The 23,927-nt window shown below is 43.3% G+C and carries 21 protein-coding genes; 4 read left to right on the top strand and 17 right to left on the bottom strand.

Annotated elements, in window-relative coordinates:
• Positions 1-394: 394 nt before the first annotated feature.
• On the bottom strand, positions 395-1,852 hold the full coding sequence (locus PAHA3_RS07870; RefSeq protein ID WP_062834227.1) for an alpha-L-fucosidase: 1,458 nt from the start codon (positions 1,850-1,852) through the stop codon (positions 395-397).
• A gap of 122 nt (positions 1,853-1,974) precedes the next feature.
• Here PAHA3_RS07870 and PAHA3_RS07865 point away from each other — a divergent pair, with 122 nt between their 5' ends.
• The gene (locus PAHA3_RS07865) at positions 1,975-2,808 is read left to right on the top strand and encodes an AraC family transcriptional regulator (protein ID WP_062834226.1); all 834 of its coding nucleotides are present in this window, start codon (positions 1,975-1,977) and stop codon (positions 2,806-2,808) included.
• A gap of 27 nt (positions 2,809-2,835) precedes the next feature.
• Here the strand turns inward: PAHA3_RS07865 and PAHA3_RS07860 are convergent, their stop codons facing one another.
• From PAHA3_RS07860 to PAHA3_RS07835, 6 genes are all read right to left on the bottom strand, one after another.
• Positions 2,836-4,188 (bottom strand): glycoside hydrolase family 30 protein, encoded by a 1,353-nt coding sequence (locus tag PAHA3_RS07860; protein ID WP_062834225.1) that lies wholly within the window; start codon positions 4,186-4,188, stop codon positions 2,836-2,838.
• A 22-nt stretch (positions 4,189-4,210) separates the two neighbouring features.
• Positions 4,211-5,851: a hypothetical protein gene (locus PAHA3_RS07855; RefSeq protein WP_062836016.1), complete on the bottom strand. Its 1,641-nt coding sequence runs from the start codon at positions 5,849-5,851 to the stop codon at positions 4,211-4,213.
• A gap of 40 nt (positions 5,852-5,891) precedes the next feature.
• Entirely contained in the window at positions 5,892-6,779 is an 888-nt protein-coding gene (locus PAHA3_RS07850; protein ID WP_062834224.1) for a carbohydrate ABC transporter permease, read from the bottom strand.
• 15 nt (positions 6,780-6,794) lie between these two features.
• Positions 6,795-7,784 carry an ABC transporter permease gene (locus PAHA3_RS07845; protein WP_201028075.1) on the bottom strand — a complete coding sequence of 330 codons (990 nt, stop codon included), beginning with the start codon at positions 7,782-7,784 and terminating at the stop codon, positions 6,795-6,797.
• A 111-nt stretch (positions 7,785-7,895) separates the two neighbouring features.
• Entirely contained in the window at positions 7,896-8,918 is a 1,023-nt protein-coding gene (locus PAHA3_RS07840; RefSeq protein WP_062834223.1) for a LacI family DNA-binding transcriptional regulator, read from the bottom strand.
• A 180-nt stretch (positions 8,919-9,098) separates the two neighbouring features.
• The gene (locus PAHA3_RS07835; protein ID WP_062834222.1) at positions 9,099-9,443 is read right to left on the bottom strand and encodes a thioredoxin family protein; all 345 of its coding nucleotides are present in this window, start codon (positions 9,441-9,443) and stop codon (positions 9,099-9,101) included.
• A gap of 118 nt (positions 9,444-9,561) precedes the next feature.
• Here PAHA3_RS07835 and PAHA3_RS30380 point away from each other — a divergent pair, with 118 nt between their 5' ends.
• The gene (locus tag PAHA3_RS30380) at positions 9,562-9,699 is read left to right on the top strand and encodes a hypothetical protein (RefSeq protein WP_167350856.1); all 138 of its coding nucleotides are present in this window, start codon (positions 9,562-9,564) and stop codon (positions 9,697-9,699) included.
• A gap of 79 nt (positions 9,700-9,778) precedes the next feature.
• Here the strand turns inward: PAHA3_RS30380 and PAHA3_RS07830 are convergent, their stop codons facing one another.
• The gene (locus PAHA3_RS07830; protein ID WP_036608336.1) at positions 9,779-10,072 is read right to left on the bottom strand and encodes a DUF3817 domain-containing protein; all 294 of its coding nucleotides are present in this window, start codon (positions 10,070-10,072) and stop codon (positions 9,779-9,781) included.
• Between the two features lie 205 nt (positions 10,073-10,277).
• Positions 10,278-11,246 carry a LacI family DNA-binding transcriptional regulator gene (locus PAHA3_RS07825; protein ID WP_062834221.1) on the bottom strand — a complete coding sequence of 323 codons (969 nt, stop codon included), beginning with the start codon at positions 11,244-11,246 and terminating at the stop codon, positions 10,278-10,280.
• 380 nt (positions 11,247-11,626) lie between these two features.
• Here PAHA3_RS07825 and PAHA3_RS07820 point away from each other — a divergent pair, with 380 nt between their 5' ends.
• Positions 11,627-13,060 carry a glycoside hydrolase family 1 protein gene (locus tag PAHA3_RS07820; protein ID WP_062834220.1) on the top strand — a complete coding sequence of 478 codons (1,434 nt, stop codon included), beginning with the start codon at positions 11,627-11,629 and terminating at the stop codon, positions 13,058-13,060.
• A 183-nt stretch (positions 13,061-13,243) separates the two neighbouring features.
• On the opposite strand, the gene PAHA3_RS07815 is transcribed toward PAHA3_RS07820, so the two are convergent.
• From PAHA3_RS07815 to PAHA3_RS07795, 5 genes are all read right to left on the bottom strand, one after another.
• Positions 13,244-13,849 carry a sugar O-acetyltransferase gene (locus tag PAHA3_RS07815; protein WP_153028243.1) on the bottom strand — a complete coding sequence of 202 codons (606 nt, stop codon included), beginning with the start codon at positions 13,847-13,849 and terminating at the stop codon, positions 13,244-13,246.
• Between the two features lie 38 nt (positions 13,850-13,887).
• Positions 13,888-14,454 carry a sugar O-acetyltransferase gene (locus PAHA3_RS07810; protein WP_062834218.1) on the bottom strand — a complete coding sequence of 189 codons (567 nt, stop codon included), beginning with the start codon at positions 14,452-14,454 and terminating at the stop codon, positions 13,888-13,890.
• 289 nt (positions 14,455-14,743) lie between these two features.
• A complete protein-coding gene (locus PAHA3_RS07805; protein ID WP_062834217.1) occupies positions 14,744-15,694 on the bottom strand; it encodes a hypothetical protein in 951 nt (316 codons plus the stop codon).
• Positions 15,695-16,032: 338 nt separating this feature from the next.
• Positions 16,033-17,196 carry an MFS transporter gene (locus PAHA3_RS07800; protein WP_062834216.1) on the bottom strand — a complete coding sequence of 388 codons (1,164 nt, stop codon included), beginning with the start codon at positions 17,194-17,196 and terminating at the stop codon, positions 16,033-16,035.
• Between the two features lie 127 nt (positions 17,197-17,323).
• Positions 17,324-18,076 (bottom strand): TrmB family transcriptional regulator, encoded by a 753-nt coding sequence (locus PAHA3_RS07795; protein WP_062834215.1) that lies wholly within the window; start codon positions 18,074-18,076, stop codon positions 17,324-17,326.
• A gap of 308 nt (positions 18,077-18,384) precedes the next feature.
• Here PAHA3_RS07795 and PAHA3_RS07790 point away from each other — a divergent pair, with 308 nt between their 5' ends.
• The gene (locus tag PAHA3_RS07790; RefSeq protein ID WP_062834214.1) at positions 18,385-18,645 is read left to right on the top strand and encodes a hypothetical protein; all 261 of its coding nucleotides are present in this window, start codon (positions 18,385-18,387) and stop codon (positions 18,643-18,645) included.
• An 84-nt stretch (positions 18,646-18,729) separates the two neighbouring features.
• Here PAHA3_RS07790 and PAHA3_RS07785 read toward each other — a convergent pair whose 3' ends face one another.
• From PAHA3_RS07785 to PAHA3_RS07775, 3 genes are all read right to left on the bottom strand, one after another.
• Positions 18,730-20,373 (bottom strand): extracellular solute-binding protein, encoded by a 1,644-nt coding sequence (locus PAHA3_RS07785; RefSeq protein WP_062834213.1) that lies wholly within the window; start codon positions 20,371-20,373, stop codon positions 18,730-18,732.
• 118 nt (positions 20,374-20,491) lie between these two features.
• Entirely contained in the window at positions 20,492-22,171 is a 1,680-nt protein-coding gene (locus tag PAHA3_RS07780; protein WP_062834212.1) for a response regulator transcription factor, read from the bottom strand.
• Positions 22,172-22,175: 4 nt separating this feature from the next.
• Entirely contained in the window at positions 22,176-23,924 is a 1,749-nt protein-coding gene (locus PAHA3_RS07775) for a sensor histidine kinase (protein WP_235599385.1), read from the bottom strand.
• Positions 23,925-23,927 lie beyond the last annotated feature (3 nt).

Here is a 23,927-nt window from a genome sequence, read left to right as displayed (position 1 = left end):
GGGTGTTTGAGTAATGCAACGAGAGTGAATGTCTATAAGCATTCATGTGGAAGGGTGATCTAGAGCGTTAGCAGAACGCTTGCTAAGGAGTAGTCAATATGTATTTCGATCGTGGTTCGAGTGAGTTAGAAAACAGTTTAAATTACATATAATAGGCAATTAGGAATTTAATTGGATTTTCTTGGTATAGTATAGAATCATTATTCGATATATACAAGTACTTTTATTGAAAAATATAGAAAATAAGTCTATTTAATGCTTTTATATGTCTCATGTCGCTTGTACTTCTCCTTACACTTTGCGTATTCACGCAAATACACCTATTAAAAAATAGTCCAAACAGACCCTGAAAAACAAAAAAAGAACCGGCTCTTTAACCGATTCTTTTTCCCTCTTAATCCAATTCAATTTTGAAAACGACAGGTGCTATACTCTTCACGTTGGTTGTAGTAATCGTCAGTGCCTCCGCTGTTCTCTCCCATTTCGGTTGTTCCTCGTACCCAAGGACCTGAATGTCCTGAATAACGCCTTGAAAATGGTGAGAATGTTCCTTCAGCGATTTAATGTGAATCACCCCGTTATCCGGGTAGGCAAGAACCGTCGCGTACAGACTGCTTTCTTTTACCGTAAACCGTATATCTTCACTCGTAAATACCTTCGTATCCCCATCCGTGAATTGCCCTTCCTTCACCTCTGTTGGACCCTCGCCAAACGTACGCCAGAATGACGTGTCATAGATCGCTTCCCCATTCACTTCCAGCCACTTGCCGATGGTCAGTAGAATGTCCCGATCTTCATCCGGTATGCTGCCGTCTGCTTTGGGTCCAATGTTCAGCAGCAGGCTTCCGTTTTTGCTTACAATATCCACGAGATCCCGAAGGATTTCCTCGGCCGATTTATAGTTATTATTTTCCGTGTAACACCATGAGTTTTTAGCGACAGCCGTATCGGTTTGCCAAAAATAGGGCTTGAGTTCAGCAAACTGCCCCCGCTCCACATCCGGAACGGCGCTACCAAACATATAGGCCTCATGTTTATAATTGATCGCTACAGGCACGCCCCATTCTTCGCCTTTGTTATAATAATAAGCAGTGAATTTCTTAAGATAGGGTTTGAATGCAACCGTTTGAATCCACCAATCGAAATAGAAGACCTTTGGCTGATATTGATCCACCAGCTCACAGCAACGAATCAACCAGTCTTCCAGATACTCCTCGGTTGGAGGCGAACCATACAGATCATGATGATCCGGTTCCGGCATGGCAGGCCAATAGAAATCACCGCGCTTCAGGGGCTCCTGAATATCTGACTCAAATTCCTTCCCGTGAGACATGAAGAACCAATGCTCGGCACGGTGGGACGATACACATAAGGTCAGTCCCTGCTTCTCATAAGCAACCTTCATCTCACCCAGAAGATCCCGTTTGGGGCCCATTTCATATGTGTTATAGTGAGAGATATCGCTCTTGTACATCTGAAAACCATCGTGGTGCTCAGCTACAGGCATAACATATCTGGCTCCGGCCTGTTTAAATAACGTTGCCCATTCATCTGCATCGAACTTCTCTGCACGAAACATCGGAATGAAGTCTTTATATCCAAACTCCTTATGAGGTCCGTACACCGCAAGGTGATGTTCATAAGCTTTGGAACCTTGAATATACATATTTCGCGAATACCATTCGCTATCATAAGCCGGGACGGAGTACAGCCCCCAGTGGATGAAAATGCCGAATTTCGCCTTCTGGTACCATTCAGGAACTTGAAATGCGCTAAGTGAACTCCAATTGTCCTTGAATTTCCCCTTGGCAATCGTTGCTTCGATCTGTTGCAAATATTCGTTTTTATCCATGCTATTTTCTCATTCCTTCCGTTATCGTCTGCACTTGTATTGTAGTTCTACAGCGGAAGGATAGACATGCAGAACACTAACTTTTAGATGGACAATACTAACCTTGTATGGAGATGAAGAATATGAATCACCAAACTTTGCTTACGAACTACCTGTCCAATCTGCAAGTTGAATTATTTATGGTCAACTACAATCGGTGCGACACCGATTGGCGGGATCTGGATTACACGCCGGATTACAGCAAATTTTATTTCATATGTGAGGGTGAAGGTTGGCTCAAGATTGGCAATGAAGAGTATTACCCTACGCCTAATCAGCTTATCTTAATGCCAGAGGGGATCAAACAATCCTACTCTGCAATTAACGATCGTCCTTTTCTCAAATATTGGTGTCACTTTAGTGCAAAGGTTGGGGGTATCAATTTGTTCCAAATTCTAAAGTTCCCGCACATCTGTACGATAGATCACCCTGAGTTGATTCAGGAAATCTTCAGCAGTATTCTGACATATGCAAAATCCGATGAAGTCTATGCCCATATGATGGCCAAGAGCAAACTGACCGAGTTATTGTCCCACTATATAATGAATCTCGATCTGGATCAGATCTCTTTTATTAACGTGCCTGTCATGGAGAAATTGTCTGCCATTCTGGCTTACATCGATTCCAACATCGAAGAGAATATTTCGGTTCAGGATCTGGCTCAGATCGCCTATATGCATCCCAATTATTTCATTCGATTCTTCAAGCAACAGATCGGTGTTCCTCCAATCCTCTACATTACTGGCAAAAAAATCGATAAAGCCAAGGAACTGCTCACCTGTACACCGAACACGATAACGGCCATCGCCGAGCATCTCGGATTCAGTGATTTGTACTATTTCTCCAGGCAATTCAAAAAGCATACAGGGCTCACGCCTACGGAATACCGGAGACAAACAACGGTACTGACAACGTAAGACGTAAGCCCTGATGCTCAGCTCTTTTTACTGGTTGGGATCAATTAAAATGGATATGGCACTTTTGCTTTCCATTTGGAAACATAACAGCTCTTCATTTCGCAGCTTAGTCTGCACATTCTCCGTCTCTTCTCCATCGTTGAAAAGGACTACTGCGATGGAACCGTCTATATTTTTGAACGCCACAGAAAAGATCGAATCATTACTGGACGTTGATTCAATGCGAACAGCCTTTGGACGGATCAAAGCACTAAAATGAGCCAGGGCATAATAATCGAGTGTATACGTAAGCTCCTTCGTCTGCTGATTCACCTGCACGATCCCACGGCACGTACTGCGGCCAAAGCCCGGAACCGTAGGCCCGTTGTTCTCATCCAGTGCCATGTTCCACAGCACAAAAGACTTGCTGTAATTGCGAAGAATCTGAATTCCCGTTCGCATCACATTGGAGAAGGCCTGTTCAAATGGCGGTATCCACTCCCCGCCTGAGCCTTCAGTGAAGTGCACTTCTTTGCCTGCAAATGCTTCATAGACCTTCGTTTGAGCAGAAGCATCGCCCCCGTACCAGTGCCAGGCCACTCCATCCACTTCCTCTCCCGCTTGTTCCAACACGGTCAGGGGATAGACCGGTTGATTCCAGTTGTGATCGTAACAGAGAATTTTGGTAGAAATATCGTTTTTGACGAAGGCTGGTTTGAGATGGTTTTTGATAAAATCTGCTTGCGCTTCGGCAGGCATCAACATACCGGGATAATGCCCCGGTTCATAAAGCGCCTCATTCTGTGGTGTGATGGCATGGATCGGTAATCCATGCTCTGCATAGGCTTGAATGTACTTCACAAAATATTCGGCATAAACAGGATACCATTCAACCTTCAACTGTCCGGTAATCATCGATCCACTCGTTTTCATCCAGCCGGGTGCACTCCACGGTGAAGCAAACAGCTTCAGTTCAGGATTCAATGCCAACGCCTTTTGCGTTAAAGGAATAACGTCCCCTTCATCATGTGCAATGCTGAATTGGGTTAATTCCGGGTCTGTCTGCTGTTCTGGCATATCGTTATAACTGTATACCGTTCTCGCATAATCTGAAGCCCCCATCGGATTACGGATGACGGACAGCCCGATCCCTTGCTCCGGATGGAATAGTCGGGTCATGACCTCATCCCGTTGCTCCTCATTCAAGACTTGGTTGATTAAATAGGCAGAAGAATCGGTAAAAGAAGCACCAAATCCGTCCATCTCCTGATACGTTACCTGATCATCCAGAAGAATGGTCGTTGTCTCCAGATCGGAGGCAAGCGGTTTTAATTGTTCCGAGGATACGGGGACAAATAATTCGTCCTCTCCCGTCGATTTGTACATTTTGAATGTAGTCATAGGATTCTCCTTCATATTTCTATTATTGAATGCCTAATTTCTCTTTGTTCAGTTTCATCTTCTCACTGCGAACCTTCACAATCTCTTCCCAGCGGTTTTCGCCTAGAAATGACTTGTAAACAGCTAGTGCATTGTCATACGAAGCATCATCCTTGGAACGTACCATACTGACCAGTGTTGTATTCCACTTGGTGTTAATCGCCGACAACGCACGGGCTTCAGGTGTGCCTTGATCCGGACTAATATTCTCCAGAATGAAGTGTGGTTTCAGCTTGCCTTTGCCCCACTCCTGCATCTGTTTAATCGCTTCCGGAAAAGCATCTGCACTGAGTGCTTTGTGGCGGTCATGGCCGAAGAACATAAATTCACCCATCCGATAATCCTTTTTGAATTGATCCGCATTATTGAGTTGCAGGTCTTTCACTGTTGGCAGCAGTTCTACACTACCGTCGGCTTTGGTTTGGTAGGTTTCCCCCTCAATCCCGTAATTCATAAGCGTCTGTCCTTCTTCACTCAGCAAGTATGTGAATATCTGAATGGCCTTGGCCGGATCTTTACAGTCTTTGGAAATGAAATTGATCATCCACCCGGTTATTCCGGATTGATTCAATGTTGGTGCATTACCTTTGGTACTCTGCGGTCCATCGATAGCAACATATTCTTTGCCTGGATTCGCACTCATGTAGATTTGCAAGTTCCCCCCTTGTTGAGGTGTACCGTCAAGCAGCATGGTCGCATATTTACCGGACTTCACTTTTTCCTCAAAAGCGGTTCCATCATCGGCAAAACTGTCATCACTGATATTGCCGTCTCTATACACGGTGTTCAATGTTTTCAACCACGTGAGGTAATCTTCATCCAGATTGCGATCATAGAATTCTCCTGATTCGGTCTCTAACGGAACACCTATGAAATCTTGTAACGTATCCCCTAGTGAACCTGTTCCTTCACCAATGGAGTTGAATCCAAACGGAATCAGCGCAGGGAACTCTTGCTTAATTCGTTTCATCACACTCTGGAATTGCTCTGGCGTTCCTATGACCGGACTACCCAAAGCTTCGTACACATCTTTACGAATGATAAATGCCGTTTTGGCAGGAATGTTACCGCTATCATAATCCTCTTGTGTATTGGAATAGTTCGGGTAACCATAGGTTTTACCATCCGCCAATTGGAACCAGTTCAATGTATCGGCAGCCGCAACTTTATTGAAGTAAGGATCGTATTTCTCCGCCAGATCATTCAGCGGCATAGCCCAGGTTGCAGCTTTTTGCACCACTGGAGAATTCGAGTCAAACACCGTCAACAAGTCAGGCATATCTCCTCCGGCGAAAAAGGTGTTTAACTTGGTATCATCACCCGTGATGAATTTAATATTGATGTTCAAATCCTCTTTGATTTTCTTGGTAACAATGTCCTTGCCAAAATCAGTGTTCCACCAGTCCGCATTGACGTACCATGTCAGGTCGGTAGCCTCTTCCTTTTTATCCAACTGCCAAGTTGGCTTTTCCGGGTCGACCGTATAACGATCTTCAATGGATACCCAGTTCCCTTCACTGGAGCCACCCGATCCACCACTACAACCTGTAATCATAAGTACGGCTGTGAGCAGTGTTGCGAGCAATTTAATCCCTTTTTTGCCTGATACCTTATTCAACTTCATCATATTTTTGTTCCTCCTCAAAATGGGGTATTTGTTGCTCCTATTCCTTGACCGCACCCAGCATCATTCCCGAGATAAAGTATCTCTGAACGATGGGATAGATCAGCACGATAGGTAGCGTGGTTATGACAATCGTGGCTAACTGTACGCCTTTGGTTGTTGTTTCAATAACAGCGGAACCCCCGACATTTTGCATAGATTGGGTCTGGGACTGCACGATAATCTCATACAACATCATCTGGAGTGGATACAGTGACTGATCGGTAATATATAACTTGGTCGTCATGAAGTCGTTCCATTGCCCCACCCCATTAAATAGCGCAATCGTCGCCATGGCAGGCATGGAGAGTGGAATGAAGATTTTCAGGAAAATATGCCAATCCCCTGCGCCGTCAATTTTGGCCGACTCTTCCAGCGAATCCGGGACATTCCGGAAGAAATTCATCAGAATCACGACATCATAGAAGCTGAACAACGCCGGAATAATGTACACCCAGAAGCTGTTTAACAATCCGAGTGATTTAATTAACAGGTATGTTGGGATCATGCCACCGGAGAAGAACATGGTGATGACACCCATGGCAACGTATAATTTACGGCCTCTTATGTACTTTTTGCTCAGACCGTAACCAACCATGGCACAGAAGAACACATGTGTAACAACGCCAATCGTTGTTTTGGACACAGATATGAAGAAGGCCTGCCAGATGCCCTGATCGTTGAATACAGCTCTGTAATTCTCCAGCGAGAATTCCGGTGACCAGAAGATGAATCCACCTTCCGCCAGCGCTTTGCCTGAACTAAATGAAGAGATGATGACATTCCAGAGCGGAACCAGGATAACGACCGTACAGATGATTAACAAAATTATATTTAAGGTATCAAAGATCCGACTATCGAGATCTTCTTTTGCCACCTTTCCATTCACGCGGGATGCCTCCTTCTACAACACAGATTGATTATCGTTTAATTTGCTTGTGATTTTGTTTGCCGTGACGAGTAGAATGACAGAGATGATGGACACACCCAAGCCAACGGCCGTTGCATATGAAAAGTCACCCTGAGACATCCCCATACGATAGACGTACGAGTTAATGACTTCCGCTTTGTCGCGGTTCTGGGAGTTCATGAGAACCAGTGTCTGATCCAGATTGGACCCTAATAAACCGCTTACAGTTAGAATCAAATTTAAACTGATGATTGATCTCATGTTAGGCAATGTGATATTCCATATCTGTCTAAGACGGCTTGCACCATCAATTTTGGCAGCTTCATAATACGTAGGATCAATCTTCGCCATGATCGCCAGATACAGAATCGTTCCCCAACCTGCTTCTTTCCAAATATCCGATAACGTAGCAATCCACCAATACTTGCCTGCATCCAGTAAGATGTTCTGCGGTTGCGAGATCACTCCCAGACTAAGCAACAACTGATTAAATAAGCCCGTTGTGGAAAACCAGGTAATCAGCATTCCCCCCAGTACGATCCAGGACAGAAAGTGAGGTAAATATGAAACCGTTTGCACAAACTTTTTGAAGCGCCCGCTGTTTAACTCATAGATCATGATCGCGAGAATAATGGGAATGACGAACCCTATACCCAATTTCAAGAAACTGATCCCCAGTGTATTCACCACTGCATCCCAGAAGTATTTGTCAGACAAAATGATTCTGAAATTATCCAGCCCTACCCAAGGAGCAGTAGCCAGTGTATCAATGACTGTGTAATTTTTGAATGCAATCGTCAACCCGTAGATCGGGATATAACAGAAAATAATCATAAAGATAATGCCAGGGATAATCATCGATTGAATCTCCCATTGTCTTCGATAATCCACTATGAATTCTTTGATTCGTTGTCCGATCGGCTTCTTTCCATTGGGACTGATCGGATTTTTACCGGTTGATGTCTCTACGGCTAATTTATCCACGTTCTTTTACTCCCCTCCATCATGCATGTTTATAAAAACGTTTTTATTTTTCGACATAAAAACCCCCTTTACTTTTATTTGTGTAAAAAAGACCGGAGAAGATGAGTCAGCTTATGTACGATAATCTTTCCGGTCGATCTTCACATGGCTTGAACCTCTCACCACCAGCTCACCCGCCAATTTCTGTGCAGCCCCTTGTTCTTTCTCCTTGATCATACCGACCAGTTGATTGATGGCCAGGATACCCTGTCTTGCAATTTGATTTCTTACCGTTGTGAGCGGTGGGGAAAAATACTGGGCGATATCGATATCATCGAAACCCACGACACTAACGTCTTGAGGCACTTCAAATCCCTCAGATTTCAACGCATGCATACAACCAATGGCACTCAAGTCATTCCCTGCAAGGAATGCATCAGGTCGCTTCCCGGGGTGCAAGTGAAGAAAAGATTTTATAGCACTATACGTGCTCTCCTCCTCAAAATACCCTTGTATAATGTAATCTTCATCGATTGGAAGCTGGTATTCACGCAGAGCCGCCAGATAGCCATCTTTACGCTGCACACTATCAAACATCGTGTCCACACCCGAAATATAAGCAATTTTCTTGTGCCCCAGCCCAATTAAATACTTGGTTGCTTCGTAAGCCGCCACATACGAGTCAAAAATGACACTTCCCATCGTATCGCTCTGATAGACCCGATCCAAAAAAACAGCCTTGATCTTATCTTTCTCCATAGCAATAATATCTTGCTCATCGATCCGAAGCTCTTCGTAGATGATGACACCATCCACCCGCCGCCCCAGAATGTTACTCATAATTACGTGTTTATCCTTAGTCACAAATACATTCAAACCATACCCAAGCCGATCACATTCGCGAGACATCGACTCCACCAGCTTATAGAAATATGGACCCGATACACTTGTGGTGAAAAAACCCAGCATTTTGGTTTGACCGGACTTCAATAGCTTGCCGTTCAGATTGGGCACATAGTTTAAACGCTCTGCCACCTTGAGAACATGCGATTTCGTCTCCGGGTTCAAGACATCTACACCATTCAAGGCGTTGGAAACCGTCGATATGGATACGCCCGCTTCCCTTGCTACATCTTTAATCGTTATTTTTGCCATAGATTTTGTTCCTTTGCTATAAAAACGTTTTTATAATGTTTAAATTATCATAAAACCGTTTTCATGGCAACACTTTAATTTGCGAGTTCAGGCATCATGTACTTTATTCATAGCTATAGGCCACTGCGGGCGCAAAAAAACGGCTCATGTATGAGCCGCCGTTCATGAAGCTTTAGCTTTCTATTCCCCATCCTGTTTATACATGGAGTGGATCTGTTGCAGTTGCTCTTCCAGACGTTCCAAGCGAACAAAACGATCCGCTCGAATATATTTCTTCTGCTCCACAAGCATGATCATTGTTGGAACGGTAAAAATAAGAAACTTGGACGCAACCTCTTCCACTTCATTAGCATTAATGTGACCCAGGTATATTGATGGATAAGGTTCAAGCAAAGCCCTGATCTTGGGGAGTAAAGCGTGACATACACTGCACTCTGGACGAGATACATACAAAAAAACCAATTCATGTTGTTGAATAACTTCTTCAACCATTTCTATGGAAGTTAACTCATGAATATCTTTCATTGAAGCTCAACCCTTTCAGTCATTCAATAGCTTGCTCATTTAAACTTTTTCTTTTCAAGTATAGCCTATGTGCGTTAGAATCAAATGGAATATATCCCCATATGAAAGAGGTTATAGTATGAAAAAATCATTCTTATTTCTGTTCACAGCCCTGGTAGTTGTTACTTCCTTCTCGGCGTATGCACCTGTGTCGAATGCCTCTGGCGATATTGGAGTAAGCCTGCTGTCCGATCGTCAGCAAGGTACTGTAAAGTAGTACTTGTACAGAAAGTAACAGGCGACAATTCGGATAACATCTGAATTAGTCGCCTGCTTTCATTTAGTCATATTAAATTTTATTTCCAATCTCTCTTCCGAAGATAAGATTCGAATACGAAAGTTCCGAAAGGCAATAGACCCGCCAGTCCACCCATCAACCAGCGTGTTATCTTCCACTTTTTGACCAGAGCCAAATGCACTAGTGCAATAAGGTATAAAGGAAACAAAATACCATGAATCATGCCCATTACGGCTACAGCGGAAGAGATATCTGCAAAATATTTCAGAGGCATAGCAATAAAAATCAATAGAAGTAAGGATACGCCCTCCCATATGCCCGCAATTCTGAATCGGCCTGTCACTGTCTTCATAAAGTCCATTCTCACCTTTCCCGCTAATCGTTTGTGAAATATGTAACTTGTAACATGATAAGAAAACTTCACGCCACATCTCCGTTCAGATATGTCGTTCTGAAGCCCACCTTCAGTATAACGTATGAATTTGTTTCGAAGATGCTTCAAATTTGAATAATTATTGAATCCATAAAACCATATTTCCACATCAGGTCTTATGGATTCAAGTCGTCTCACGCTCAATCAGATGGTATGTCAGCTGCTCCGTCTTCAACTCTGTTTTACCCAATACGGCCCACAATTGATGGAAAGCCTGGGTGGCTTGCTCCGCAATCGGATTGTGTATAGTCGTGATTCCGAGAACACGGGAAAGCTCTATATCATCAAACCCCACAATGGCGAGTTGTTCCGGTACCTGTATATTTTGTCTGCGTGCTTCACTCAGAATGCCTATGGCTGCATAATCATTCGAACATAATACGGCCTGTGGAAGTTCTGGTCCCTCAGCCATTCTCCGCATCGCTTCTTCGCCATCGGAGGAGCTAAATACGGAATATTGATATGCTTCAGTCCACACCTGCAACCCTCTACTCTTCATGAAAGATTCATAGGCTTTACGGCGGCTCTGGGTATTCAAACTTTCAGCTCTACCAAATGCATTCGCAATTCGGGTGTATCCTTTTGATACCAGATGCTCTAGAGCTAACTTATACCCTTCTGCCTGATCCATCGCAACAGACGGAATCTCGTCATTCCCCATTCGCTGCCAGGAGACAATGGGCCCATACTCCATATAAGCCTTTAATTTCCGAGGATCATTGACACAAGCAATAATAACGAGTCCATCCACTCGTTTGCTACGCAGATCTTCGAAAGCCTGTAATTCAATATCCCGATCTCCACGGGATGTATAGATAATCGTCTGAAATCCAAAATCCATGGCTGTATCAATGAATTGATTCATGAACGTAAGAATGATCTCACCTGTGGTAGATGTCACAATTCCAATCTGCTTGGTCTGCCCGGTAGATAACGATACCGCATTTCGGTTGGGAATATAATTCAACTGTTTCATAATATCCGTTATGATCTGTCTTGCTTCATCACTAACATGCGGAGAATGATTAATCACGCGTGACACGGTCGCTTTTGAGTAACCGGACCGCTTCATAATTTCATCAAACTTGGACATCGGAGACTCCCTTCTTGCTAACGAACTATATAAGTTCAACTAAGATTATTTACACTGGCACTTCGATGACAGAACAACCTTCCGATCGCTGTTATCCCCAGATTTTTTCATTCCCTTATCTAATTGGGAAAATCCGAGGATAGCGTATGCTTCCGATGTAGCTTTCTTTCAGAGAGCTTTCAGGCGACCGCTTCGCTTCTTCTGGTTATTTCTGTCCTCTCCGTTTTCGTGTAAATTTTAGTTGAACTTATTTAGAATAATAGTATGCCTTAATTTGGGGTCAAAAGTAAAACTTGACGTGTAACCCGTTACAACGTTTAAGCTTTTTTATGTCATACATGAATCATCTTAAAATCAATTTGATGAATGGAGCGATACACATGATTAACTCTCAAAATCAAACCTATCAATTCCCGGAAAATTTCCTTTGGGGTGGCGCAATTGCAGCCAACCAGGCTGAAGGTGCATACAATCAAGGCGGCAAAGGCCTGTCTACTCAGGACGTAGCTCCCAAAGGCATCATGGGGCCAATCACAGAAGAACCTACTGAGGATAACATGAAACTGATCGGTATCGATCTGTATCATCGCTATAAGGAAGATGTGAAACTGTTTGCCGAGATGGGCTTCAAAGTATTCCGTACTTCCATCGCCTGGTCCCGGATTTTCCCGAAAGGTGATGAGTTGGAACCGAATGAAGAAGGTCTGCAATTCTACGATGATCTGTTTGACGAGTGTCACAAATACGGGATCGAACCGCTGGTTACACTGTCCCACTATGAGACACCACTTCACCTGTCCAAAGAATACGACGGCTGGGTTAACCGGAAAATGGTTGGATTCTATGAACGTTATGTAACTGCCGTATTCAAACGGTATAAGAACAAAGTGAAATATTGGCTTACTTTTAACGAAATCAACTCCATTCTCGAAGCACCATTCATGAGCGGTGGTATTTATACGCCGAAGGAGAAGCTTAGCAAGCAAGATCTGTATCAGGCGATCCATCATGAGTTTGTAGCCAGTGCTTCTGCTGTGAAGCTCTGTCATGAGATTATTCCTACGGCACAGATTGGTTGTATGATGCTCAGCATGCCGACTTACCCGCTGACACCGAATCCAGACGATATGATCAAAGTCATGGAATTCGAGCATAGCAACTATTTCTTCGGTGATGTGCATGTAAGAGGTCGCTACCCTGGTTATATGAAACGCTACTTCCAGGAAAATGGGATCGAGATTCAGATGGAAGCTGGCGACGAGGAAATGCTGCTTAATACAGTAGACTTCATCTCTTTCAGTTATTACATGAGTATCTGTCAGACAGCAGACCCGGAGAAACAAGTCGCAGGAGAAGGTAACCTGCTTGGTGGTGTACCTAACCCTTACCTGCCTGCAAGTGAATGGGGATGGCAGATCGACCCGCAAGGATTGCGTTATGTGCTTAATATGTTCTATGACCGTTATCAAAAACCACTGTTTATTGTAGAAAATGGTCTCGGCGCTGTCGATGAGTTGATCACGGGTGCGGACGGCGAGAAAACCGTCGAAGATGACTACCGCATCCAGTATTTGAATGATCATCTGGTTCAGGTTGGCGAAGCCATTAAAGATGGCGTGGAGATCATGGGATATACATCATGGGGTTGTATTGATGTTGTCAGTGCGTCTTCTGCCCAGTTGAAAAAACGTTATGGCTATATCTATGTTGATCGTCATGATGATGGGTCAGGAACACTTGAACGTTACCGTAAGAAATCCTTCCATTGGTACAAAGAAGTCATCAGCAGTAACGGGAAAAGTTTGCAGCGTTAAGGTTTTTTAAGCAAATGTAACAGATACATCCGTATTCCCCAGACAAATCACATGAAAAAGTGTCGATTATACGATACCTTGGCATGTTTTCTGTCTGGGGGATTTTATTTTCAAAAAGAAACACCCGATGATAGACATCAGGCATTCTCATTAATGACTATCACGTTGTTCACTATTTATTCTTCACTTTATGTTCTTCACTACATCCCTGCTGTACTTTGTTTTGTCTTCTTCTGTTATCTTGCGAATGACCCTGCAAGGATTACCCGTAGCAATCACACCAGACGGTATACTCTTGGTCACTACGCTCCCTGCGCCGATGATCGTATTATCTCCAATCGTCACACCAGCAAGAACGGTCACACCGCCACCGATCCACACATTATTGCCCACCGTGATGGGTCCAACGATCTCCAGACCTTCATTGCGCTGCTCAACATCATAAGGGTGGCCTGCTGTATAAAATCCGCAATTGGGAGCAATAAAAACGTTATTACCAAAAGTAATTTTGCCCCCATCCAGCATGACTATATTATGATTGCTATAGAAGTTCTCACCAATTTCAATATTATAGCCGTAATCACATACAAATGGCTGTTCTATCAGGAAACGATCCGTCGTTTTCCCCAGCAGTTTCTTGATTAACGCTTCTCTTTCATTGATCTTGGCTGGATGGAGCTGGTTATAATCGTAACAAAGTCCTTTGGCGTGCAGACGCTCTTCAATCAACTCTTTATCGTAATTGGCATTATATAAGAGCCCTAATTGAGATTTCTCTTTTTCAGTCATCATTTCGTAAGCACTTCCCATCTTCTATCTAAAATAAGTTAAAGCTCTATCTCTCTAATGATTCTAGCAGGATTGCCGCCCACGATCATATTATCCGGAACATCCTTCGTAACCACAGCCCCGGAAGCAATGACCACGTTATGTCCAATGGTAACGCCCGGGTTAATAACAGCTCTACCGCCAATCCATACATTATTTCCAATCTTGACTGGCTTGCCATATTCTGCACCCGAATTACGTTCATGTGGATGTAGTGGATGAGTAGCCGTATAGATATGTACATCTGGCCCCATTAAGCAATGGTCTCCAATACGAACTTCACACACATCTAATATCGTACAGTTAAAATTGGCATAAAAATGATTGCCTACATGAATGTTATATCCATAATCTACATGAATATTAGGTTCCATACTCAGGTGTTCACCTGTAGATCCCAACAATTCCTTCAATAACTTGGTCCGAAGCTCACCGTCCGTTTCCGTCGTTTGATTAAACGTCCGCGTCATTCTTCTTGCATACTCCCTGTCCTCAGATAATTCGAGATCCGAAGCCATGTACAGCTCGCCATCCAACATTTTTTGTTTTTCCGTCTTCGTGGTCATGATCACCGCTCCCTTGGTACACATCGTGTATTTCGACATTAGACAATACTTTTTAAAACTATTTTAATTATATAGATTACGATGGATAAAGCAAGTGTTGCTGCACATGAAAGTAGATTAATTACACATGATTAGATAGCAGAAAACACTTGAACTTTATGTACCTATATCATCACTACTCGGATAGGATACAACGAGAAAAAGCCGCTACAGTTTAGCGACTTTTAATGAAGCCATGCTCTCATTCACATGTTTTTCGACATTTAAAAAAATTTTCAAGTAATTTTAATTACTCTTGAATTGCTGTTACTATTCCGTCCTCAAGATAAACATAACGATAATCAGAGTACACCCATTGTTCATGTATACCAAACTCATACGTGGTTTTGTTGATTTTCTTTGGGGTTCCCCAACTTGATATTCTCATTTCAGCTGCAGACATGCCAATGGCGGGTAAATAAACCATAATTCTTTCTTTTTCTTCTATAGGTTTTTCGCGAATTTCACTTATGTATCTTTCAGCTGCAAGCCATTTATCTTTAGGTTGAATCGATAATTTATAATCTGAAATTAGACTAGCATACTCTCCTTCATACGCCATAGGAATCAATTCTAAATAATCAATCATCGATTGCTCATCACCTTTTTCTCTTTCCAATTGTGCTGAAGCAAAGATGTATAGATTATAAATATCTATGTCAAGATGAGTATGAAGAATAATCAGATCTAGTACACTTTCATAATCTCTATTTTTTATAAGGTTAGACACTTTTTTTTTGATTTCTTTAGCAACTATTTTATCTTCTTGTTTATGTGTTTTTATTGTTTCTTCTCTACTCTCTTTTTCTTCTTTACTTTGTTTAGCATAAAAATCCTTATAAAACTTATCTCTCTCCTCTATTAACTCATCTTTAAAACCCTCGATCTCTGCTTTCAAAACGCCATTGTATGTATCTAAATCTATACTTCTTAATTTTGATATAATTGGTTCATATGATATGTTTCCATTTTCATTATTAATGTAGTCATTTCTTGCATCAACATAAGAATATAACGCCTGATAGTCCTCTATGCTTTTAAACTCCTCTTTTTCTAAATTCATTTTGGCTTCAGACCATTGATCAGATTCAATTAATTTAAGTATTATATCTTTTTCTTTGGTTAAATCGATGTCATTACATCCTCCTAAGATAAATACTGAGCAGATAAGGACAAGTATTAAATAAAATTTCTTTTTCAAAGTACACTCTCCTAGTTCCTATATTTTATGTAGCAAATATTATTGTACGATAAACGTAGTTAATTTGCTGTATTTTTCTGCCTTCTAATCCTAAAACGAAAATACAGGTTAATTAGTTCACGATATTTTGCGACTGCCAAGGACGTTGATTAAAGAATATTTTATTCCGATATGAAAGCCCCAAAGTGCATCAGTAATCGCCTTAGTCAGGTAAACAAAAGACACTAATTTGTTGCTTTCATGGAAGAACGATCTTTTCCATCGATAAAATAAAAAAACGCTACATTCCCATAAACTTTGGGAATGTAGCGGGTTAGACTATGCTTACGTATTTTATTCTAAGCAACCGCCTGAACTGTTTTTTCCTTAACGCTGATGGCATAGATGGCAGACACCAAACCAAGCAAAATCAGCACAGAACCAACCCATCCGGTGTTCAGAATTGATGAATGATCGATCACCATACCACCGATATAGGTCCCCAGTGCAATACCTGCATGTGCAATACCTGAATTGGTGCTGATTAGCGTTTCTGCTGTCTCCGGTGAAGTTTTGATAATGAGACTATTCTGTACCGGCGTAACGGTCCAGCTCAGTGCACTCCAGATGCTTAACAGCAGCAAGAAGGCGATCAAAGGCAGTCCTACGCTAAACGGAATGACAGCCATACTCACGATAAAAGGAATCAGCACAATGACAATCGCTTTAGCAGGATGCAGACGATCGGATAACATGCCTCCGATGCCTCCCCCTGCAACAGCGGCGATACCAAACATCATATAGATAAAGGTAACCATCGTCGCGCTGGCTCCCAGCGTTTCTTGCAGAAATGGCGTGAAATACGCATATAAAGTCAAGTGACCCGCGAGTACCAGCAAAGTCGTAGCATGGATTGCCAACATTTTCGGATTCCACAGCGCCGTAAGCTGTTTCTTCAGGGATACAGCAGGAATAGGCTGCACACGATCCATCGCAATCCAGATCGCTACCATAACCACTGAGGTCAGAATAGCAATCAGCATAAACACCTCACGCCAGCCTGCCAAGTTGCCTACAAAGATACCAAGTGGTACACCCAGGATGAGTGAGGCGCTTCCTCCCATGGTAATGATCCCCACGGCGCGTCCTTTATACTGTGGTTCCACAATGCGCGCTGCAAGTGTCAGGGAGAGTACAAATATAAGTGAACCCGTTGCGGCTCCGAGTGCTCTACCCGCCATCAGCATATAAAAACTGGTACTGAATGCAGAGATTAGATTACTGATCAGAAATACAAACAACGTACACATATATACTTTTTTACGTTCAAATCTGGCCGTCATATTTAATAAGATCGGTGCAGACAATGCATAGACTAGTGAGAAAATAGAAATTAAATACCCGGCTTTCGCCAGTGAAAGATGAAGATCTGTAGCAATTAGGTCCAGAATGCCGCCCAAAATCAGTTCAACGGTTCCGACCACAAATGCTGCAATAGCAAGCACGTATACTTTCTTATTCATGTTGAATCCTCCTCAAAAAGTTACAACTACGATAGTAACCTATAAAACTGAAAGTTTCAATAGTTATTTTCATGATCGTTTTCATACGTAGATATAACAAAAAAAACTATCCTCCGAGAGAATAGTTTTAATATATCAACCTGGTTAGCAGTCGCTCGATTTCAGCATCTTGTAACAGTTGATCACCGTATTTTTTAGTAATTTGGGTAAGCGCAACATCATGATAGAAATAATCAGTCATGGCTTTAACAATCGGTTTGGACATCGTCTTGATGGCTCTCCATGAATCGTGCTCCACACCGGCAAACAGCAGATAGGCATGATCTACAATGAGCAGCTGTGAAGGTTCCGGCGCATCAAGTAATGGAATCAACGAGTATTTCCGGGTTAAGGATGTCTCCATACCCCCAACAGCAAGCACTTCAACATAAACTCCCTGTTGTTCCTTCTGCTCCAGCAGTTCACGATATTTCTCCATTCGTTCATTCCAGGCCAGAAAAAGAATGGATGAGTCTGCTTCCTCGATAAGCTGTTCAATATTCGAAGCAATGGATGACTCATCCTTCAACGTCCAGATATGCTCGTCCGTGAAGGTACGTTTGATTTTGTAACTCTTCAATTCCTCAATATCTTTCTCAAAATCAGCCTTGATCTTATGAATAATGGACTGAAGATCCACTGCCATATATAGTTTTTTCTTCCCATCCATCGTTGTCAGCACCGTTCCCTTGTCGATCAGCCGGTTGAGCACTTCATAGATCTTGGCTTTGGGAACGTTGGAGTGATTAACAATGGATGTGGCATCAAGCGGTTCATCCTGCGCAAATATAGCTTCGTATACCTGACTTTCATATTGTGTAAAACCGAATTTCTGCAACATGTGTGGATCGGCGCATCCCTTCTTATTGTGTCTGGTCTATCTAGTTTAGACGGCTACACTTTCCATGTCCAGTTTGTCCTTGCTTACCTATAAAAACAACGACATAGGAACCCCGGTGATAAGTTGCCATCGAAACAGCATTCTACGAATAAATAAGCAACCATCGACGAACTGGGAAAACTGTATCTCATTATTGATTTGAATCGTTATATCCGTCTGTTTGTAGAACAGCATGTCTTTTGTCCAGCACCTTTCCCACACCTTTTCATCTACTATTAAGAACCTTTAATAGAAAAGAGATGATTTAGATGGCTCGTGTCAATGCTGTTCCACAGCCGGATCTGGTATTAATCTATTGGTCTAGAAATCCGCTCGTTCCCGGTTCTGCGCGCAGAATCCAAAGTGTGCGTGTGATTGGTAATACGTCTCCATGTACATTTACATTGGTTCCCGGTGCACGCCTGATCAATGCACTGAACTGCTTGCTGGACAATGATATTGGATTCAAAGTGGTATACCGCTACAAAACGTCAGAAATCAGTGGCATTCTGTTATTGAAACGCAAATGATCAAAAGCATAAAAATGGTGCCTCCCTTTGGGGAGCGCACCATTTTCTCGTTTTTCGTACTTGTATGATATGAATCCAATGATTCTATTGGTTAGCAGCGATGGTATCATTCACTTCCTGTGTGATCTGATCTCCACCGAGTTTCTTCCAATTAGCAACAAAGTTATCGAACTCGTCAATCGACAAGTTACCATAGATGATTTTTAGAAACGTCTCGGCTCTCAGTTTGTCCAATGTTGCTTGCTTGGTGTTCATCGTTCTCGTTGGTGCATAGATGAATTCATTCATGACAATCAGATCATTGTTCCGATAGTATTTAATCACACCTTGTGAACTCTCTGGACCAAAGATGCGCTCCATATGCCACTTGTCGAGATTTCCATTCCGATAATCCATAATATCGTCATAGAACAGCTTCGCTTCGAGTTCCAATCCAGACGTATCTCCTGTTTTGAGCGCCTGCTCTACTTCATCCTGTGCTTTCACATTTTTGTTGGCTGGCAGGTTGGAGACCGTCGCATTATGAAAACCAAGACCCGTCAATCCGTTCAAATAAGCAGCCCGTTCTTCCTTGGCAGACTCACCAAACATTTTTTCAGCCTGGAAATTGAGCAGCTTAACTAACGCTTCTGGATGCTCGTAGCCTTTGCGAACGGCAAATATACCGCCCAGACTAAGATGATTCTGTGTTTTGGCTGGCTGATCATCAATCGATTGAACCGGGTAAGCCATCCAGTCGATGTTCTTGTCTTTTTTGATCATGCTGCTAACCTGAAAAGGTGCCCATTGTGGCAGGAAGAACATGCCTGACTTGCCTGCATTCACATCCTCCATCATTTTTGCAAAATCCTTCACGCCAAATTCGGGATCAAGTACCCCTTTCTGATAGAGAGTCTGAAGCTCACGCAATCCTTCTTTCACTTCCGGTTGGATCGTTCCGTTCACGACTTGACCTGAAGCATCCTTAATCCAGGTTTCGAGATAACCATGATAGCCAAGCAAGAACGCGTTGATAGGCAAATCCTTGTTCAAGGCAATGCCATACGTATCGTCTTTGCCATTTCCGTCTGGATCTTCGAAGGTAAAGGCTTCTGCAATCTGGATGACATCCTGCATGGACTTGGGCGCTTCAAGACCGACCTTTTTCAGCCAGTCCTGACGAATCCAGATCATATCCGAGGAATCCAGCGAGCCTGGGAAGCTCACCATGGCGTATATTTTGCCATCCTTCGTTACCGGCTTCAAACCCGCTCCATCTTCAGCGGACATGAACTCCTTCACCAGTTCGGATGCATACTTGTCATATACTTCCGTCAAATCTTCCAACATCCCCGCTTCATGAAGTTGTTCGAATTGAACAGCACTCACTTTCAATACATCCGGCAGATCACCACTCGCCAGCGTGACATTCATCTTATCGTTATAGTTGGCATCCGGAACAATCCATTCGTACGTTACATCAATACCAAGTTCATCCTTGTACCCTCTAGTCCAGATGTTATTGGCGTGTGTATCTCCTTGGGCGAGCGATTCTTTCCCCGTTTCATTCATGGTGGAAGTCAATTTAATGGGTGGGTCATATTTCGTAAGTGGTCCTCCTGCATCCTGCTGTGTGTTCGGCTCAGCTTCATTCTCGGCACTTCCCGCACCAGACGAACAGGCTGCAAGCGTGGTGGCCAGCACCATGATTAATGTTAACAATGAGAACTTCTTCAATGATATATTCATGCGAATCCCCCTTTTTATCCTCCCGTGAGGTATATTTTTATTTTATAAAGAAAGCGCTATCACTTCGAGTGTATCCCGTTGACATCTGGTATCTTTGATTTACCATTTGAGACATGATCTAACTTTTCTGATCCCGATACTCTTGAGGGGTACAGCCCGTTGCTTTTTTGAAGAAACGATAAAAATAATGCTGATCGCTAAATCCAACCTTTGCCGATATTTCATGCATTTTGCAGGAAGAACCCAGGAGTAACTCTTTACTTCGCTCTACTCTGCGGTCATGGATGTAGTCGGATATGCCTTTGCCTGTAATCCGTTTGTACCAACGCGACAGATAAGAAGGGTTAAGAGAGACTTCCTGTGCGATCCGTGTGAGTGAGAGGTCATCCTCCAGATGGTGCTTGATATAATGATGGATCGTAATCAGAATCTGTGATTGGTCATTCAGGCGGGCATCACTTCGTTTGGAGATCATCCATTCGTATGCAGATTGATAAAAGATGACCAGATCGGACCATCCGGTATGGATGTCAAAATGCAGCATTCGGGAAAGCGATATTTCTTCCATTGCCGACTCATACAACCCCAATTCGTGCAGAACTTCAATGAGTACATTGGCTGCACCTGTATAGGTTTTCATGCGGAAGAACGGATCTTGAAGCCCTTCCTTCGCGGCCTCGGTCCATTTATGAAAGGACTCTATCCATTCCCGATCCCCTGCGGTTATTCGCTGTTTGATCTGCTCCAGATGCAGTGCTACCACACCCTGTTGATTCATAATGCTGGGGGTGTACGGCAATTCATCCTGGATATTGACACGCAGCAGCTTCTCCATCCCCAACCCCGGACTCTCATGAACCGACAGACGTAGTTGCGCAATGGCCTGATTAACCCTGTTCCACTCTACCGCCTGTTCGCTGACCATGATGGATACAGACAGGTTCAGACAGTCCGCACAGGATTGCTGCACGGACTCCAGTGTGCCATAGACAAAACGAAGGGTCTGATTCCAGCTGTCCAGCTGACTCCCTCGTTCCACCTGTGTAGTAGACATATGTGAATGAAGCTCTTCCTGCGGTTGAATAAAACACGCGATGACCTGAGCGTCCAGATCAATCGCCTTCACCTTAGCCTTGTCTTGCAGCAGCTCCTCCGCAACATTGGCAACCGCATAGCGGATGAGACTACGATCCGCCTGAGACTGATAGTTATTCCACTCCTCTACCCGTATAATCACAGGAATAACGAGTTGATCGGATTCAAAAGGCAGCTGTACAGCATCCAGTTCTTCCTGAAGTGAAGCGATATCATGTCTATCCGTTCGCTTAAGCACATCCAGTAACAGTTGACGCTGTAACTGGGGCAACGCTCGCGGCAATTTACTACGAAACCATGCAGCTTGGTAGCGAAAATCATTTTCTTCCGATATCTGTGTTAACGCCCGTTCTACCGCAGCTCGAATGTGACTCATTCCCTCTGTCTTTAACAGATAATCCACAACGCAAGGGTTACGAATGGCTTGGTGTGCATAATCGAATTCGTTATGACCAGTCAGCAACAGTACCTTGCATCGTGGCCACCGATCCATAATCTGCTCGATCAATTGCATGCCATCCATACCAGGCATACAGATGTCACTGAGTACAATATCAATCTTGACCGAGTTCAGCCAATCGATGGCTTCAAAGGCAGAGTACGCTTTAATAATCTCCATGTCTTGAAAGTTCGCCTTTTGAAAGAAAGCGTATAGTCCATCCAAAATAACGGGTTCATCATCTACAATAAGCATCCGCTGCATAACGCTACTTCCCTTCCCATGGAATTTTCACTAGAATGCACAACCCACCCAGCTCACTTCGCTGCGCTGTAAGACCATAGGCGGCCCCGAATTTGATTCTTAATCGCTGATTCACATTCATGAGTCCGGTTATCTCTTCGTTTCCATGTTTCCGCTCTGTTTCCTCAAAGGAAGATTGCAGGTAATTCAAGGTTTCGTCTGTTAATTGATCCCCATCATCCTCAATACGAATGGACAGGTATCCCTGGCCCTGTTGGTATGAAAGCTTTAGAGTACCTCCCTGACTACGCTTCGCAAGTGCATGCTCGAACACATTTTCTACGATTGGCTGGATGATGACTCTGGGAATCGAAATCATTCTGTACCTCGCATCCAGATCCTCCAGTTCCAATTGAATCCTGGAACCAAACCGAATTTTCTGAATCGATGCATAGACCAGCGCATGGTCAATCTCAGCCCCTAACGATACTTCGCTATGGGAATCCCGGGACATGTATCTGAAATATTGACCCAGATAGTCGGTGAATTCCTGAATGAGCTCCACATTCTCCACTTCCGCCATTTGCTTGATGCTGAACAGACTGTTGTATAAAAAGTGAGGTTGAATCTGGGATTGCAGATGTTTGAGTTCTGCCTCACTTGTTCGAATCCGTGCAACATAATTCTCATCGATCAAAATATGTAAGCGCTCTATCATATGGTTGAATCGAGAGTACAAATAGCCGAATTCATCCCTTCTGGATGAAGGAATATGTACGCTTGTCTGGCCCTGCTCTGCCATTCTGAATCCTCGAATAAGTACCGATAAAGGTTGATGAATCGATCTGTAAATTGAAAACGAGAAGATGATAATGATGACAATCGACATAAAGGTCACCATCCATAACCACAATTTGTATTGTTCCAGTGGTGCCCTAAGCACATCTTGTGGGATACTTGCAGTCAGCGTGAACGAGTGATCCTTATCATGCAACGAATAGTAAAGATATGGATCAGATTGGAACTTCGTAACTTGCATGGATACGGTTGGTTCAGGCAATACGGATCGGATTGATTCCATCGGTGCAGACTGCTCGGATGAAGAGATCACCACATGCTGCTGTTCACCGAAACTCAGTGTAATCTCACTTTCACCCGTTTCCGACAGCTGTTGCAATCGGTGTTTCAATTCTTCAGCAGACAAGCGTATTCCTAATATGAAATTGGGTGGTTCCTCATGGTTCATGTTATATGGATTACTTTTCAGGAAATAGAGATCGTTATTGGAATGCGATAATTCGCCATTCAGATTGCCCATCGTGGCGAGCAGATTCTTCCACTCGGTATCCTCCACGTCCCGAATTCCGTCGGCCGCACTGACCCGTTTATGCAGAGCGGGAACGTAATACACGACATCACTAATGTAAGGACTCGTTACCATGATCTGACTCAGCTTGTTGTGGATATTGTTCAGACTGGACGTAACTTCATACCTGCTCATAATCGCGGCTCGTGTACTTAGCGTGGACATGGGTTCATCAAATGAAAATTCGGTCACCAGCGCACTCATTCGCTCCAATTCGAATTGCAGATGATTATGGTAGAAGTACAATTTGGACTCATGTGCCTTCTCCACCTCCGTCTGCATCTGCTTGGAGCTGACTTGCGTAATCATAATGCTTATCCCGTACAAGGGCAGAATGACCAGTACAAAAGCAATCATTAATTTGACGACGATAGATGTCTCTCTCCAGCTCCCCCGGATGAATCGCAATAT

The organism is Paenibacillus amylolyticus, from assembly GCF_001570725.1.
Lineage (GTDB): Bacteria > Bacillota > Bacilli > Paenibacillales > Paenibacillaceae > Paenibacillus > Paenibacillus amylolyticus_A.
Note: the sequence above shows the minus strand (reverse complement) of the source record. Positions and strands in the feature narration are given on the sequence as shown.